The organism is Streptomyces sp. NPDC058637 (assembly GCF_042717325.1).
Lineage (GTDB): Bacteria > Actinomycetota > Actinomycetes > Streptomycetales > Streptomycetaceae > Streptomyces.
The window spans coordinates 92,175-106,500 of the sequence record NZ_JBHXRD010000017.1 but is presented as its reverse complement, the minus strand read 5'-3'; the positions used below and the strand labels follow the sequence as shown (position 1 = coordinate 106,500).

12 protein-coding genes are annotated in these 14,326 nt (G+C 73.9%); 4 read left to right on the top strand and 8 right to left on the bottom strand.

The features are described from left to right. Positions 1–54: 54 nt before the first annotated feature. Entirely contained in the window at positions 55–246 is a 192-nt protein-coding gene (locus tag ACFWVP_RS19040; protein ID WP_384498025.1) for a hypothetical protein, read from the top strand. A 269-nt stretch (positions 247–515) separates the two neighbouring features. Here ACFWVP_RS19040 and ACFWVP_RS19035 read toward each other — a convergent pair whose 3' ends face one another. Next, positions 516–689 carry a hypothetical protein gene (locus ACFWVP_RS19035; RefSeq protein WP_384498024.1) on the bottom strand — a complete coding sequence of 58 codons (174 nt, stop codon included), beginning with the start codon at positions 687–689 and terminating at the stop codon, positions 516–518. A 168-nt stretch (positions 690–857) separates the two neighbouring features. On the opposite strand from ACFWVP_RS19035, the gene ACFWVP_RS19030 reads away from it, so the two are divergent. Continuing rightward, entirely contained in the window at positions 858–2,417 is a 1,560-nt protein-coding gene (locus tag ACFWVP_RS19030; protein WP_384498022.1) for a serine/threonine-protein kinase, read from the top strand. Continuing rightward, positions 2,414–3,967 (top strand): serine/threonine-protein kinase, encoded by a 1,554-nt coding sequence (locus ACFWVP_RS19025; protein WP_384498021.1) that lies wholly within the window; start codon positions 2,414–2,416, stop codon positions 3,965–3,967. The genes ACFWVP_RS19030 and ACFWVP_RS19025 overlap by 4 nt, the downstream gene beginning before the upstream one ends. Positions 3,968–4,413: 446 nt before the next feature. On the opposite strand, the gene ACFWVP_RS19020 is transcribed toward ACFWVP_RS19025, so the two are convergent. From ACFWVP_RS19020 to ACFWVP_RS18990, 7 genes are all read right to left on the bottom strand, one after another. Continuing rightward, positions 4,414–5,319, bottom strand: coding sequence for a LysR family transcriptional regulator (locus ACFWVP_RS19020; RefSeq protein ID WP_384498019.1), 906 nt, complete (start codon positions 5,317–5,319; stop codon positions 4,414–4,416). 50 nt (positions 5,320–5,369) lie between these two features. Then, the gene (locus ACFWVP_RS19015; protein ID WP_384498018.1) at positions 5,370–6,584 is read right to left on the bottom strand and encodes a glycine C-acetyltransferase; all 1,215 of its coding nucleotides are present in this window, start codon (positions 6,582–6,584) and stop codon (positions 5,370–5,372) included. A gap of 40 nt (positions 6,585–6,624) precedes the next feature. Continuing rightward, positions 6,625–7,653, bottom strand: coding sequence for an L-threonine 3-dehydrogenase (tdh, locus tag ACFWVP_RS19010; protein WP_384498017.1), 1,029 nt, complete (start codon positions 7,651–7,653; stop codon positions 6,625–6,627). A 224-nt stretch (positions 7,654–7,877) separates the two neighbouring features. Then, complete coding sequence (locus ACFWVP_RS19005) at positions 7,878–9,992, bottom strand: bifunctional serine/threonine-protein kinase/ABC transporter substrate-binding protein (protein WP_384498015.1); 2,115 nt, start codon at positions 9,990–9,992, stop codon at positions 7,878–7,880. A 1-nt stretch (position 9,993) separates the two neighbouring features. Then, positions 9,994–12,120, bottom strand: coding sequence for a bifunctional serine/threonine-protein kinase/ABC transporter substrate-binding protein (locus ACFWVP_RS19000; RefSeq protein ID WP_384498013.1), 2,127 nt, complete (start codon positions 12,118–12,120; stop codon positions 9,994–9,996). 9 nt (positions 12,121–12,129) lie between these two features. Next, positions 12,130–12,900 (bottom strand): hypothetical protein, encoded by a 771-nt coding sequence (locus tag ACFWVP_RS18995; protein WP_384498012.1) that lies wholly within the window; start codon positions 12,898–12,900, stop codon positions 12,130–12,132. Positions 12,901–13,095: 195 nt separating this feature from the next. Next, positions 13,096–13,551, bottom strand: coding sequence for a MarR family winged helix-turn-helix transcriptional regulator (locus ACFWVP_RS18990; RefSeq protein WP_384498010.1), 456 nt, complete (start codon positions 13,549–13,551; stop codon positions 13,096–13,098). 180 nt (positions 13,552–13,731) lie between these two features. Here ACFWVP_RS18990 and ACFWVP_RS18985 point away from each other — a divergent pair, with 180 nt between their 5' ends. Then, positions 13,732–14,205, top strand: a complete 474-nt coding sequence (locus ACFWVP_RS18985) for a MarR family winged helix-turn-helix transcriptional regulator (protein ID WP_384498009.1) — start codon at positions 13,732–13,734, stop codon at positions 14,203–14,205. Positions 14,206–14,326: the final 121 nt, after the last annotated feature.

The following is a 14,326-nucleotide window of genomic DNA, read 5'->3' as shown; positions in this document are numbered from 1 at the left end:
GGGGCACCCTATCCGGCTCGAAGCACTCCACCCAGAACACCGGGCGGTCCCTCGTTGACCTCGGACGGCGTCTGGATCTGGCGGGTCGACTCCCGCGAGTACCTTACGCACCAACCGCTGGAGACACCCGCCGAGTTCGTCGAGCACGTACCGGCGGACAACTGTCGGCCGCCCAAGGCCCTCGACTGGACGGACGAGTTCGAGGCTGCCTGGGGACGGTACTCGGTGGCCCGGCACCACCAGTGATCAAGTCTGCCGCCGCCGCAGCGGCTGCGGGGCAAGTCGCGTAATCCGGGGTGCCGCCCCGCAGGGCCGGTTCGGCGCCGGGTCACGGGTTTTCAGGGGCTGTGATCGCCGATCCGACAGCGAGTCGGGGGGCCGGCGTGGCAGGCCCGGAAGGATACCGGGCTGCTTGACCGACCGCGTCGGTGTGCGGTCGGAGCGGGCGCGAAACACAGGCTGGTCTTCGTCGACCGGCCCCCGGCCGCTCTCGTTCGTCCGAGGCGCGGCGTTACTCACGACGTGCCGGCCTGATGGTTCAGGTGGACCGGTCGACCGTCACCCAGGGCCGCTCCCTCCGGGCCGGTCACGCCCTCCGACCAGGAAGCTTTCTCCTCCGGGCAGGAGTTGCCCGCCGGCCCAAGGGCACGCGGCGCCGCCCCGGCCTTGCGGTGCCGGAGGGCCTCCACGCACTCCTCGTACTCGGCCGGCCGCCGCGCGATCTCCCCGACTCGGAGCGTCGGCGACCGACGACCGCGCGGCGAGCGTGCGTGACGGGCCCCGCGAGCCTGACAGGATCGGCGGGGCACCGCTTAGGATCGCGTCCTGGTTCGGGCAAGCTTCTCGGGGGCGACGGCATGCAGGCAGTGGGACTCGACGATCCGTCACATGTCGGGCCGTTCAGGACGATCGCCGTGCTCGGCCAGGGCGGCATGGGCCGGGTCCTGCTGGGGGCGGCTGCGGACGGGCGGCTCGTCGCCGTCAAACGCGTGCACGCCGACCTCGCCGACGACGAGGGCTTCCGCGCCCGGTTCCGGCGCGAGGTGAATTCGTCCCGCCGGGTCTCCGGGGCCTACACGGCACCGGTTGTCGACGCCGACGCGGACGCCCCCGCACCCTGGCTCGCTTCCCTGTTCCTGCCCGGCCCCACCCTGAGCGAGGCCCTGAGTGCGGTCGGCGTCCTGCCCGAGGAGACGGTGCGGCGACTCGCCGCCGGGCTCGCCCGGGCGCTGACCGACGTCCACCGGGCCGAGCTCGTCCACCGGGACCTGAAGCCGTCGAACGTCCTGCTCACCGAGGACGGGGTGCGGGTCATCGACTTCGGCATCGCGCGACCCGCCGACCACGCGACCAGGATCACCCACACCGGCGCCCTCATCGGCTCCCCCGCCTTCATGGCTCCCGAGCAGATCGAGGGAGGGCTCCCCGGGCCCGCCGCCGACGTGTTCGCGCTCGGCGCCACCCTGGCCGTGGCCTGCATGGGAAGGCCGCCCTTCGACGGTGGTTCGGTCCCCGCGGTCCTGCACGCCGTCGTCCACGAGGAGCCCGACCTCACGGGCGTACCGCGGGGTCTGCGGGGACTCATCGGCGCCTGCCTCGTCAAGAACCCGGCACTGCGGCCCTCGCCGCAGGAGGTGTCGGCCCTCCTCGGGTCCGTGCCCGCCGCCGCCCGGCCCTGGCCGGAGGCCGTGCACGCCCTGATCGCAGCCCAGCGGGCGGAGGTCGACCGACTCGTCCGTACGGCACCGGCCACCGCTCCCCCGTCCGTGCCCCCGTCCGCTCCCGTACCGGCGTCCCGGCGCCGTCGGCAGTGGATCGCCACGATCGTCACGGGCGGCGTCCTCACAGTCGCCGGAGCGGTGGGCGCGGCGACGGGCTGGGCGGCGGACCTGTACTACCTGGCGGTGCCGGAGCCCGTCCCGACGCCGGGGAACGTGCCGCTGGACCAGGTCGCCGACCGGCACACCGGGGCGCTGCCCGCCTGCGACCACGTGTTCGCCCGGGTGAGGACACCCACGGGATTCGCCCCGGAGCGCACCCTGGACCCGCCGAGCCGCGTCACCCCGCACAACGGGCAGCGGTCCACACAGTGCACGTGGATCACCCGCTCCGGGGACCGGATCAACATCACGTGGGACCAGTACGACAGCACCGCGGGCCGGACCGGTGCCGAGCGGGCGAAGGAGCACTACGAGGAGTTCTACCGGCGCGGCGTCACCTCGCGCGACTCCGCGCCCGGGTTCGCCGAGGAGGCCCTCCGGGAGAAGTACCTCGGCCGGTCCTGCGTCCTGCGCGGACGGGACGGGAACATGAACATCTTCGTGGTGGTCGAGGGCCCCGCCTACCCGGTGGGCCGCTGTGAGACCGTCACCGGGGACACCGGGCGGCAGGCCATGGCGGCGGTGGAGGCCCGGTGACCCGCCCACTCGGTCCCACGGACCCGCGCCGGGCCGGCCCCTACCGGCTCCTCACCGAACTGGGCCGGGGCGGCATGGGGCGGGTGTTCCTCGGCGTCGCGCCGGACGGGCGGCTCGCCGCCGTGAAACAGGTGCACGCCCGCCTCGCGGCCGACGAGGGCTTCCGCGCCCGGTTCCGGCGCGAGGTCGAGGCGTCGCGGCTGGTGTCCGGGGCCTGCACGGCGGCCGTTTTGGACGCCGATACGGAGGCGGCCACGCCCTGGCTCGCCTCCGTGTTCGTGGCCGGCCCCTCGCTGGGCGCGGCCGTGGAGCGCTCGGGCACGCTGCCCGCCGAGACCGTGCGGCGGCTCGCCGTGGGCCTGGTGACGGCACTGGACGAGATCCACCGGGCCGGGCTGATCCACCGCGATCTGAAGCCGGAGAACGTCCTCCTGTCGGAGGACGGGGTGCGGGTCATCGACTTCGGCATCGCGCGGGCCGCCGAGAGCGGGAACCTCACCGAGCTGACCGGGACCGGGCTGGTCGTCGGCTCCCCCGCGTTCATGTCGCCCGAGCAGGCGGAGGGTCGGGAACTCACCCCGGCGAGCGACGTGTTCTCGCTCGGCTCGGTCCTGGTACTGGCCTCGACCGGGACGAGCCCGTTCGCCGGGCCCTCGACACTCCAGGAGCTCTACGCCGTCGTGCACGCCGAGCCCGCGCTCGACGCCGTACCGGCCGGACTACGCGGTCTCGTCGCCGCCTGCCTGGCGAAGGACCCGGCTGCCCGCCCGACCCCCGCGCAGCTCCTCGCCGCCCTGGGACCGGCGGCGCCCGTCACCCGGCAGTGGCCGCCGGCCGTCCGGACGGCGATCGCCGAACAGCGAGCGGGCGTCGACGGGCTCCTGGCCGGGGGCCCCGATCCCGAACGGACGGTGGTCCTGCCGCCGCCGGGCGGCGCCACCGCCGTCGTCACCCAGCTGTCCGCCCCGGTCCCGCAGCGGCGGAGCCGCTGGATTCCGGCCACGGTCTCGGCCGCGGTCGCCCTGTGCCTGCTGGGCGCCGGGGCCTGGTGGTACGTCCGGGACGACGACGCCGGGCCGCCGGACCGGTACCTGACGATGCCGACCTGCGCCGAGGCGACGGCACGGCTGCCTCTGCCGGAACGGCGGAAAGACTTGGACACCACCGGCGACAGCTCTTCCTCGGCCGAGACCCGTTGCTACTGGTACGACAGGAACGAGCTGCTGGCGAGCGGCTGGGAGGTCGCCTCCCACGCCGACGTCCGCTGGCATCTACGCCGTTCCAGGGGCTCCGAGAACGCCACGGAGGTCCAGCGGGAGGACTTCGCGGACGGCGTGCGGTCCGGGCGCCCCGCGACCGGTCTCGCCTTCGCCGACGAGGCGTTCTGGGAGCCCTTGCCCGTCGGCGGCTCCTGCGCCCTGTCCGTCCGTACGGCGAACCTCGTCGTGTACGTCACCCTCGCCGGCGAGCGGCATCCGGCCTCCGGATGCGAGCGGGAGGCGGTGAGGATCGCCGAGGCGGCCGTGGAAGCGGTCCCGGACGCGCCCTAGCCCGGGGCTCGTCCTGTCCGGCGGTGACGGAGTACCCATGGCGTTCACGGCCACGAGCCGCGAGGCGGCGTTCCGGGTGGACGGGACCGGGGTGCTGCTCGGCGGGTCGCCCGAGCGCCACCTGGCGACCACGGCGCATGCTCCCTGGGAGGACATCACGGCCGTCGTCCTGTGGCGCCGGCATTCGGCCGCGGGCCTCCCCCGAGTGGTGGTCGCCCGCCGCCCGGACGCGGGCCCGCTGTCGGGTCACGGTGCGGCACCGGGCGTCGCCGCCGACGCGGCCCTGGGCCTCACGGGCCGTCAATGTCCGCCACCTCGACCGGGACGCGCCGGCCGCCGCGGTCGCGCACTTCGCCCCGGACGTGCGGGTGGCCGGCGCGGGGTGAGGCGCGTGCGCCCGGGCGCCTGGGTCCGACAGCCCCCGCACGAGGACGGGGGCGCGGCCCCTACGCCGGTCCGGCCGCCGCCGCCAGCGCGTCCAGCACCGGCTTGATCAGCGGGTGCCCCTCGGCTCCCTGCCGTACCGCGGCGAACACCCGCCGGGTCGGGGCGCTGCCCTCCACGGGGCGTACGACGACGCCCCCGAGCTCCGTGCCGCGGAGCGCCGAGCGGGGGACCAGCGCGACCCCGGCGCCCGCGCCGGCCAGGGCGACCACCGCGTGGAAGTCGTCCGAGGAGTGCTCCAGGCGGGGTGCGAATCCGGCGTACTCGCAGGCCAGGACGACCACGTCATGGCAGGGGTTGCCGGGGTACGGGCCGATCCACGGGTCCCCCGCGAGATCGGCGACGGCGACGTGTTCCCGGCCCGCGAGGCGGTGGCCGACCGGCAGCACCGCGTCGAAGGGCTCGGAGTACAGCGGCACCCGGGTCAGCCGCCGGTCGTCGTCACCGGGCGCGCCACGGTATTCGACGGCGACCGCGACATCGACCTGCCGGTCCAGCACCATGGGCACGCTCGCGTCGCCCTCGGCGTCCTGCACCCGGACCCGGATGCCGGGGGCGGTGCGGGTCAGTTCGGCGATGGCGGGGGCGAGGACGAGGCCGATGCCGGTGGCGAACGCGGCGACGGTGACCGTCCCCGCGACGCCCGCGCCGTAGTCGGCGAGCTCCGCCTCGGCCCGCTCCAGCTGGGCGAGCACCACGTTGGCGTGGGTCAGCAGGATCTCCCCCGCCGCGGTGAGCCGGGCGCCCCGCGCGCCGCGCTCGACCAGCCGGTGGCCGGTCTCCTGCTCCAGGGCGGCGAGCTGCTGGGAGACCGCGGACGGGGTGAGGTAGAGCGCGGCGGCTGCGGCGGTCACCGTGCGGTGGTCCGCCACCGCACGGAGGATACGCAGCCGCCGAGCATCGATCATGCGCCCAGTGTCCCAGATCGTGAGACGGCCCTACGCCTCCAAGGCCGCGCCTACACCTCCAGGACGGCGTCCTGCGCCTCCAGGGCGGCCCGCGCGTCGACGAACGCGTCCACGGCGCGGTCGACGTCGTCGGTGGAGTGCGCTGCGGAGAGCTGGACGCGGATGCGCGCGGCGCCCTGCGGGACGACGGGGTACGAGAACCCGATGACGTACACACCGCGCTCCAGGAGCAGCTCCGCCATCCGGCCTGCCTTCGCCGCGTCCCCGATCATGACGGGGGCGATGGCGTGGTCGCCGGGCAGGATGTCGAAGCCCTCCTGGGTCATCCGGGAGCGGAAGAGCGCGGTGTTGGCGGCGAGCCGCTCGCGCAGGTCGCCCGCGGCTTCCAGCAGGTCGATGACCTTGAGGGAGGCGGCGGCGATGACCGGGGCGAGCGAGTTGGAGAACAGGTACGGGCGCGAGCGCTGGCGCAGCAGGGCGACGATCTCGGCGCGCGCCGCGACGTAGCCGCCGGACGCGCCGCCCAGCGCCTTGCCGAGCGTGCCGGTGATGATGTCGACGCGGTCCATGACGCCGTGCAGCTCGGGGGTGCCCCGGCCGCCGGGGCCGACGAAGCCGACGGCGTGCGAGTCGTCGACCATGACCATGGCGTCGTAGCGGTCGGCCAGGTCGCAGATCTCGGCGAGCGGCGCGACGTAGCCGTCCATGGAGAAGACGCCGTCGGTGACGACGAGCCGTCGGCGGGCCCCGGAGGCCTCCTTGAGCTGCTGCTCCAGGTCGGCCATGTCGCGGTTGGCGTAGCGGTGGCGCTTCGCCTTGGAGAGGCGGATGCCGTCGATGATGGAGGCGTGGTTGAGGGCGTCGGAGATCACCGCGTCCTCGGGGCCGAGGAGGGTCTCGAAGACTCCGCCGTTGGCGTCGAAGCAGGAGGAGTAGAGGATCGTGTCCTCCTGGCCGAGGAAGGCCGAGAGCCGCTGCTCCAGCTCCTTGTGGACCTCCTGGGTGCCGCAGATGAAGCGGACGGACGCGAGGCCGTAGCCCCAGCGGTCGAGTGCCTCGTGTGCGGCGGCGACGACCTCGGGGTGGTCGGCGAGGCCCAGGTAGTTGTTGGCGCAGAAGTTGAGGACCTCGCCGGCGCGGCCCCCGGAGGTGACGCCGACAGTGGCGGACTGCGGGGTGCCGATGACCCGCTCGGGCTTCTGGAGTCCGGCGTCGCGGATCTCGTCGAGGGTGGTGCGCAGGTCGTCGCGTACGGAGTCGAACATGAAGGATGTCTCCCAGGTGGGTACGGGCCGGGGGTGCGGGTCAGGCGGACCAGTCGAGCAGGACCTTGCCGCCGAGGCCGCTCGCGGCGTCGTCGAACGCGGCCTCGAAGTCGCGGTATCCGTACCGTCCGGTGATCACGGGGGCGAGGTCGAGGCCGCCCTCCAGCAGCACGGACATGGCGTACCAAGTCTCGTACATCTCACGGCCGTAGATGCCCTTGATCGTGAGCATCGAGGTCACGACGCGCGACCAGTCGACGGGGAACTCACCGGCCGGGAGTCCGAGCATCGCGATCCGGCCGCCGTGCGTCATGTTCGCGATCATGTCCCGCATCGCCTCGGGGCGGCCTGACATCTCCAGGCCGATGTCGAAGCCCTCGCGCAGGCCGAGGTGGCGCTGGCCGTCGGCGATGGTCTCCTCGCCGACGTTCAGGGCGAGGCTGACGCCGACCTTCCTGGCCAGCTCCAGGCGGGCTTCGCTGACGTCGGTGATGACGACGCTGCGGGCACCGGCGTGTCGGGCGACGGCGGCGGCCATGATGCCGATCGGGCCGGCGCCGGTGATCAGGACGTCCTCGCCGACCAGGGGGAACGACAGGGCGGTGTGCACGGCGTTGCCGAACGGGTCGAAGATCGCGGCGACGTCGAGGTCGACCTGGTCCCGGTGCACCCAGACGTTCGACGCGGGCAGTGCCAGGTATTCGGCGAACGCCCCGTCCCGGCCGACGCCGAGTCCGAGGGTGGAGCGGCAGAGGTGGCGTCGTCCGGCGAGGCAGTTGCGGCACTTCCCGCAGACCAGGTGGCCCTCGCCGCTGACCAGGTCGCCGACCTTGATGTCGACGACGTCGGAGCCGAGGCCGGCGACCTCGCCGACGAACTCGTGGCCGAGGACGAGCGGGGTGCGGACGGCCTGCCGCGCCCAGCCGTCGTAGTCACGGATGTGGAGGTCGGTGCCGCAGATTCCGGTGCGCAGGACCTTGATCAGGACGTCTGCGGGGCCGATCTCGGGCTCCGGCACGTCCATCAGCCAGAGTCCCGGCTCGGCCTTCTGCTTCACGAGTGCCTTCACGGCTGCGGCTCCCTGTACCTGGTCCGGGTGGACACCCCGGGCCGGGGGCATGCCGAAGGCGGCCTGCGGCCCGGGGTGACTGGGGGTACGGCGGACGGGACGGGGGTGGCTCGGATCGGCTCCGCGCACGGCCCGCTGGTCCTTTTCCGCCGTCACGGAGACTGTGCCGCACCCCGGCCCTCCAGGTCCATCGAGGATTTCTTAAGCGCGACCGTAGATCTACTTCAGACCTTCGCGTACGGCCCCAGCCAGCGGGCCCTGCCGTCCTCGATCCGGTAGAGGAACATCCCCGTTTCGCTCCGCACCAGGCGGGTGCCGCGGAACGAGATGGGCCTGCTGATGCCCTGGTGGTCGAGCAGGAACAGCCGCTGGGTGACGCCGCCACGCTCCGCGCCCGTCGCGCTGGTCGTCTCGGCGGCGCGGGCGATCAGGGCGACCGCGTCGTACGCCTCGGCGGACCAGCGGGCGGGCGGGGCGTCGAACCGGGCGCGGTGGGCCGCGGTGAACGCCTTGGCGGCCGGGGCGGCCGAGGGGTCGGTGTAGGCCTCCGAGAACACCCAGCCCTCTCCGGCGTCCCCGGCGTCCCGGAGGAAGCCGGGAGCCAGGACGGGGCCGGTGGACAGTGGTGTCCCGGTGAATCCGGCGTCGGCCAGGGCGCGGGCGCAGCGGGCGCCCTGGGTGGGTGACACGCCCGCGTAGACGACGGCGTCCGCGCGGGCGGAGACGGCCGACCGGGCGGCGGGGCCGAAACCGTCGCCGGCCTCGACGGTGTGCACGGTGAGGGTGGCTCCGGTCGGGGCGGCGCCACGGAACGCGTCCGTGATCGGCCAGCTGCCGGCCGGGTCGGCCCCGTCCTCGACGACGTGGATCCGCCGGGCCGGCCTCACGTGGGCGACGTAGTGGATCAGGCCCGTGGGGAGCGCGTTGTCGAGCGGCCGGATCACACACACGGACCGGGAGGTGCCCAGGCCGGTGAAGGAGCGGGCCGCGACGACGACCGCGGCGAGGCGGCTCTCGCCGTAGCGGGTGGCGACGGCTTCGGGTGTGCGGTCCGTGGTGGGGCCCACGACGGCCAGCACCTTCGGGTCCGCGGCCAGCCGGCCGGCGACCCGGAGGGCGCCTTCGGCGGTCCCCGCGTCGTCCTCGGTGCGCAGGGCCAGCCGGAAGGGCGCGTCGGTACGCGCGTTGTGGGCCGCGACGGCGAGCTGGGCGCCCCGCTGGTGGGCGAGGCCGGTGGCCCTGCCGGGTCCGCTCATGTCGGCGTGCAGGCCGATGGTGTGCGTGGGCCGGGTGCCGGATGCGGGCGACCGGCCGCCCGGCGCGTCCGTACGCCGGCCCGCCAGCCACGCGGCGGTGCCGCCGCCGGTCAGCAGGACGGCCCCGGCGGCTCCGGCGGCGAGCACGCGGCGCCGGGAGGGCTGCCGGGCGGGCGCCGTGTCGACGACCGTGGGGAGGGGGTCGGGGTCCGGCAGGGTGAGCGCGGCGGAGGAGCGTTCGGCGATCAGCGCGGGGAGTCCGGGGACCCACCACGCCGTCTCCCCCGGGTCCGCGAGCCGCTCCGCGACCTGTGCGGCGGTGGGTCGGTCCGCCGGGTCCTTGGCCAGGCAGGCGGTCACGGTGCCGAGCAGTTCACCGGGCAGTCCGTCCAGGTCCGGGTCCTCGTGAACGGTCCGGAAGAGGACGCCCGCGGCCGGGCCGTGGCCGAAGGGGCGCTGTCCGGTCGCCGCGTACACGAGGACGCAGCCGAGCGAGAAGACGTCCCCGGCCGGTCCCGACTCTCCCGCCGACGCCTGTTCGGGGGCCAGGAAGCCGGGTGTGCCGATGACCGCGCCGGTCGCGGTGAGGGCGGTGGCCCCGTCGTGGCGTGCGATGCCGAAGTCGATGAGCCGTGGTCCGTCGAGCGCCAGGAGCACGTTGCCGGGCTTGACGTCGCGGTGGACGAGACCCGCCTCATGGACCGCCGCGAGGGCGACCGCCAGCCGGGCGCCGAGGGCCCGCACGGTGCCGGCGGGCAACGGCCCCTGCGCGTCGACGGATTCGGCGAGCGAGGGGCCGGGGACGAACGCGGTGGCGAGCCACGGCTCACGGGCCTCGGTGTCCGCGCCGGTCACGGGGACCACCCAGGGTCCTGAGATCCGCCGGGCCGCCTCGGCCTCGCGCCGGAAACGGGCGCGGAATCCGGGGTCGGCGGCGTGTTCGGCGCGGATCACCTTCACGGCGGCCAGTCCGCCGCCGGGCGAACGCGCCAGGTACACGACGCCCATGCCGCCCGCCCCGAGCCTGACCAGTGTGCGGAACCCGCCGACGGCCCGGGGGTCCTCGGAGGTGAGCGGCCGCACGTCAGCTCCCGGTCTTCGGCGCCGGACCGACGAAGCGGTAGCGGCCGTTCTCGACCCGGTACAGATACGCGTCCTTGCCCACGAGGATCTGCTTCTCGTCGAAGGCGTACGTCCGGGAGACCCCCTTGTACGTCGACTTGGCGATCCGTGCCACGAGTGCGGTGCGTGAGGGCCGCTCCGGGAAGGCCGCGAGGGCGTCGATGACGAGCCCGGCCGCGTCGTAGGCCTCTGCGGCCCAGTGTGCGGGCGCGGAGCCGAAGGTCTCGCGGTGCGCGGCGGCGAACTCCTTCGCGGCGGGTGCGGTCGCGTCGGTGTACGGGGCGGTGAACTCCCACCCGGTGGCCGCGTCGCCCGCCTCCTCGATGAATCCGGGGCCCATGGCCGTGTGCATGGCCATCCTGGGCCCTTTGAACGGGGTGGCCGCGAGTGCCCGTGCGGCGCGCGCGGCACCGGCCTCGTCCCCGGCGTAGAAGAGGGCGTCGCTCCGGTTGGCGAGCATGTCGGTGATGACCGGCCCCAGATCCCGCACGCCGGCCGGCACGACCCTCGGATAGGTGGTCCCGGTGGTGAGGACCGGGGTCATGAGGTTGGTGCCGTAGCCACCCGTGTAGGCGGCCGGTCCCCCGGCGCGGTCGAGCAGCACGCCGAGGCGTTCGACGTCGGGCCGCAGCACGAGCCTGGTGATGATCGGCTGGGTCAGGACGAGGTACGAAGGGGACGCCTGGAAGAAGGACTTCCTGGACCGGGGGGCGTAGGCGACCGCCAGGGACGACACCGTGATCACGGGCAGCATCGCCTCGTCGTAGACGCCCAGGACGGCGCCGGTCTCCGCGTCGCCGGTCGGACCGATGACGGCGAGCACGTCACGGTCGCGGGTGAACTCCTCGGCGGCCCTCACCGCGCGCGCGGGGTCACCTGCGTCGTCGAGCACCTTGACCTGAAGCGTGTAGGGCTTGTCCTTACGGGAGTTGAAGCGCTCGACCGCGACGCGCACCCCGCGCTCCTGGGCCTTGCCCGCCGCCTTCCGTGCCCCGGACAGATCGGCCTGCACCCCGATGGTCCAGGAGCGTTCGCCGGACTTCGCCGCGCCGGCGCCCTCGTCGTCGCGCAGCGCCTCCCAGGCGGCGAAGGCGCCGCCGCCCGCCACGACGACCACTCCGGCGGCCGCCAGCGAGAGGAACCGGCGTCTGCCCGGCGGTGCGTGCGCGGGCTCGTCGGCGATGGTGGGCTCGATGCCGGGCAGGGTGAGCATCGCGGCGGACCGGTCCGCGATCAGCCGTACGACGTCCTCGGGCAGCCACTCGACGGACCCGGGCGAGGCGTCCTCGACGATGCGCTCGTCCAACTGCCGCGCCGTCGGCCGGTCGGCGGGGTTCTTGACCAGGCAGTCGGCGAGCAGGGTGCGCAGTTCGGCGTCGTCGATCCCGTCGAGGTCGGGTTCGTCGTGCACGGTGCGGTACAGCAACGCGTCCACGGCCCCGCTGCCGTAGGGCGGCCGGCCGGTGGCGGCGTACGCGAGGAGGCAGCCGAGGGAGAACACGTCGCTCGCGGGCCCCGGCGCCGTAACGCCTCCGGAGGCCTGCTCCGGTGACAGGAAGCCGGGGGTTCCGACGACGAGACCGGTGGCGGTGAGCGCGGTGGCGTCCCCCGCCCGCGCGATCCCGAAGTCGATGAGCCGGGGGCCGTCGGCGGTGAGCAGCACGTTGCCGGGCTTGACGTCCCGGTGGACGAGTCCGGCCGCGTGTACGGCGGTCAGGGCGCGGGAGAGCAGCCTCCCGAGCACCCGCACGCCGCGCAGGGGCAGTGGGCCGCAGCGGGCGACCGCCTCGGCGAGCGAGGGGCCGGGGACGAACGCGGTGGCCAGCCAGGGGCGTTCGCCCTCGGTCTCGGCATCGATGACCGCGACGGCCCAGGGGCTGCGCACCTTGCGGGCGGCCTCGACCTCGCGGCGGAACCGGGTCCTGAACGCGTCGTCCCCGGCGTACTCAGGGAGGATCACCTTGATCGCGGCGGTCGCCCCCGCGTCCGTACGGCCGAGGTAGACGACCCCCATGCCGCCGGCGCCGAGGCGTCCGAGCAGCCGGTGGGCGCCGATGCGCGCGGGGTCGGTGGGCCGGAGCTCGTCCATCGGATGTCCTCAGCTCTGCTTCTCGACGGCGGACTCGATCCGCACCAGCATGGTGCTCAGCCCCTGGGCCACCAGGCCGGAGATCTCCGCATCGGTGCGCCCCTCGGCGCCCTTGCCCGTCGCGGCCATGGTGAACTGCAGGCTCTGCGCCTGCTGCCAGTCGTAGGTGTGGGGGCCGCCCAGCTCGGTGCTGGTGTACTGACCGACCTCGCTCAGCGAGTCCTCCGACGTGGACTGTCCGCCCTCCCCGCCCAGCATCGCGCCCGAGATCATCGAGCCGATCCGCTCACCCTCCTGCAACTGCTGGGTGGGGCAGCGCATCGTCTCCTCGATCGACTCGGCCATCTCCCACCGCGCGTCGTCACGGGTGCGGTGGACGGTGACGACCGCCGAGAGCCGCACCGGCCCCTTGCCCTGCGCGGCGGGCAGTTCGAAGGACCGGGTGAGGGTGGCGAGGACGTTGCTCGCGGGCTTCTCCTGGTGCCAGGCGCAGTCGCTGCCGAGGACCGGCCAGGTGGCCGGATCGCTCTCGTACGGGCTGCGCTTCACCACTCCCGGGCCGAAGCTCTCGGGGTCCGCGATGACCCGGCCGATGAGGTCGAGCGCGGCCTCCCGGTCCTTGGGGAGCTTGGCGGGATCGGCGTCGAGGACCGGAGTCGGGGACGCGGTGTCCTCGCCCGGTAACGCTGCTGGCGAGGCGTCCGCCCTCCTGTCGGCCGAGGTGCTGTCGCCCCCGCTCGAACAGGCCGCCAGGAGCGCCAGCGGGGCCAGAAGCGTCATGCCGTACCGGTGTAACGGCCTTGGCTGCCTCACGAGTCGATGTCCCCCATCTTCGAGTCCCTCGTCGTCGGGTCCCCGTCTCCAGGACGCCGCTCAGATCATAGGAGCAGCCGTCCGCCCCGCACGACGATCCGGCGAACTGTTGCGCCGGTGCGACAAGCGGGACACGGGTGTGACGAAGCGGGTTCCGCGCGCTCAGGGGCGGGGCCAGGGGCGCCCGTCGAGGTGCTCGATGTCGGTGTTGAAGCGCTTGAGGTACGCGGCGAAGGCGGCGACCTCCTCCGGGTCCCACGCGGCCAGGACCTTCTCCAGGCCGTGGACGTTCGCGGAGCGCTCGGCGTCGAGGCTGCGCCCGCCCTCCTCGGTGATGCGGAACTTGCGGGCGATCCCGCCGTCGGGGTCCGGGATGCGCTCGACGAGTCCGGCGCGCAGCATGGCGGCGGTCTGCCTGTTCAGGGTGGAGGCGTCCAGCCCGAAGGCGTCGCTGAGCTGCCCGATGGACATCGGCCCCTCCATCCGGATGCGGCTGAGCAGGGTGTAGGCGCTGCGGTCCAGGTTCTGGTTGTTCCGCCTCAGCCGGGGTGCGCTCAGCTGTATGTGCCGCCCGAGCAGCATGGTCTCGAACTCGATCAAGTGCGTGGGCTTGTCCATGGTCCTTCTCTCGACCGCCTTCACCGTGCGCCGGGTCTCTCAACTGCAGATATACCATCACGGCGAAATGCCCCGCGTCAGCCTCCCGGTCACCCGGACGCCGAGATCCGGTCGGCGGCGGCCCCACAGCACATTTATGTACTTTGACATAGGTATCTCGACATACCTATACTGCTGGGCATGCCCGACTCCACCGCACCCTCCCAGGACGTCGACCGCGTAGCCTCCGCGCTCGTGGCCGTCCTGCCCGTGCTGCAGCGGAGTCTTGAGCGGCACGTCGGCCGCGAGTTCCCGCATCCGCGGCTCCCGGAGGGCCAGCTCGCCCTGCTGTTCCTCGTCGAGGAACGTGCGGGCATCACGGTCCGGGAGTCCGCCGAGGCGCTGCTGATGAAGCCGAACAACGTCAGCGCCCTCGTCTCCCAGCTCACCGAGGCGGGGCTGCTGGAGCGCAGGCGGGACACGGCCGACAAGCGGGTCGCCCACCTGTACCCCACGGCCACCGCCCGGGGACGGCTCGCCGAGGCGCGGCTGCTCCAGGAAGGCCATGTGGCGGGCGCGCTGCACACCCTCACCGACGGCGAGCTCGATGCCCTCGGTGCGGCTCTGGGCGCGCTGACGTCACTGAGCGGACGGCTCCGCACCTCCGCCGGCTGACAACCCCTCGCTGTCCGGTCAGGGGGCCCGGGGGTCAAGAGTCCCCCGGGCCCCGCCCCCCGACCGGTCTACTCCAGTCGAATATAAACAAAAAACAACCCCCCCAAAAAACACCCCAAGG

Coding starts and splice junctions, on each gene's coding strand:
- ACFWVP_RS18995 (WP_384498012.1), bottom strand. CDS start 12,900: ATGACGCTTCTGGCCCCGCTGGCGCTCCTGGCGGCCTGTTCGAGCGGG.
- ACFWVP_RS19020 (WP_384498019.1), bottom strand. CDS start 5,319: ATGATCGATGCTCGGCGGCTGCGTATCCTCCGTGCGGTGGCGGACCAC.
- ACFWVP_RS19030 (WP_384498022.1), top strand. CDS start 858: ATGCAGGCAGTGGGACTCGACGATCCGTCACATGTCGGGCCGTTCAGG.
- ACFWVP_RS18990 (WP_384498010.1), bottom strand. CDS start 13,551: ATGGACAAGCCCACGCACTTGATCGAGTTCGAGACCATGCTGCTCGGG.
- ACFWVP_RS19000 (WP_384498013.1), bottom strand. CDS start 12,120: ATGGACGAGCTCCGGCCCACCGACCCCGCGCGCATCGGCGCCCACCGG.
- ACFWVP_RS19015 (WP_384498018.1), bottom strand. CDS start 6,584: ATGTTCGACTCCGTACGCGACGACCTGCGCACCACCCTCGACGAGATC.
- ACFWVP_RS18985 (WP_384498009.1), top strand. CDS start 13,732: ATGCCCGACTCCACCGCACCCTCCCAGGACGTCGACCGCGTAGCCTCC.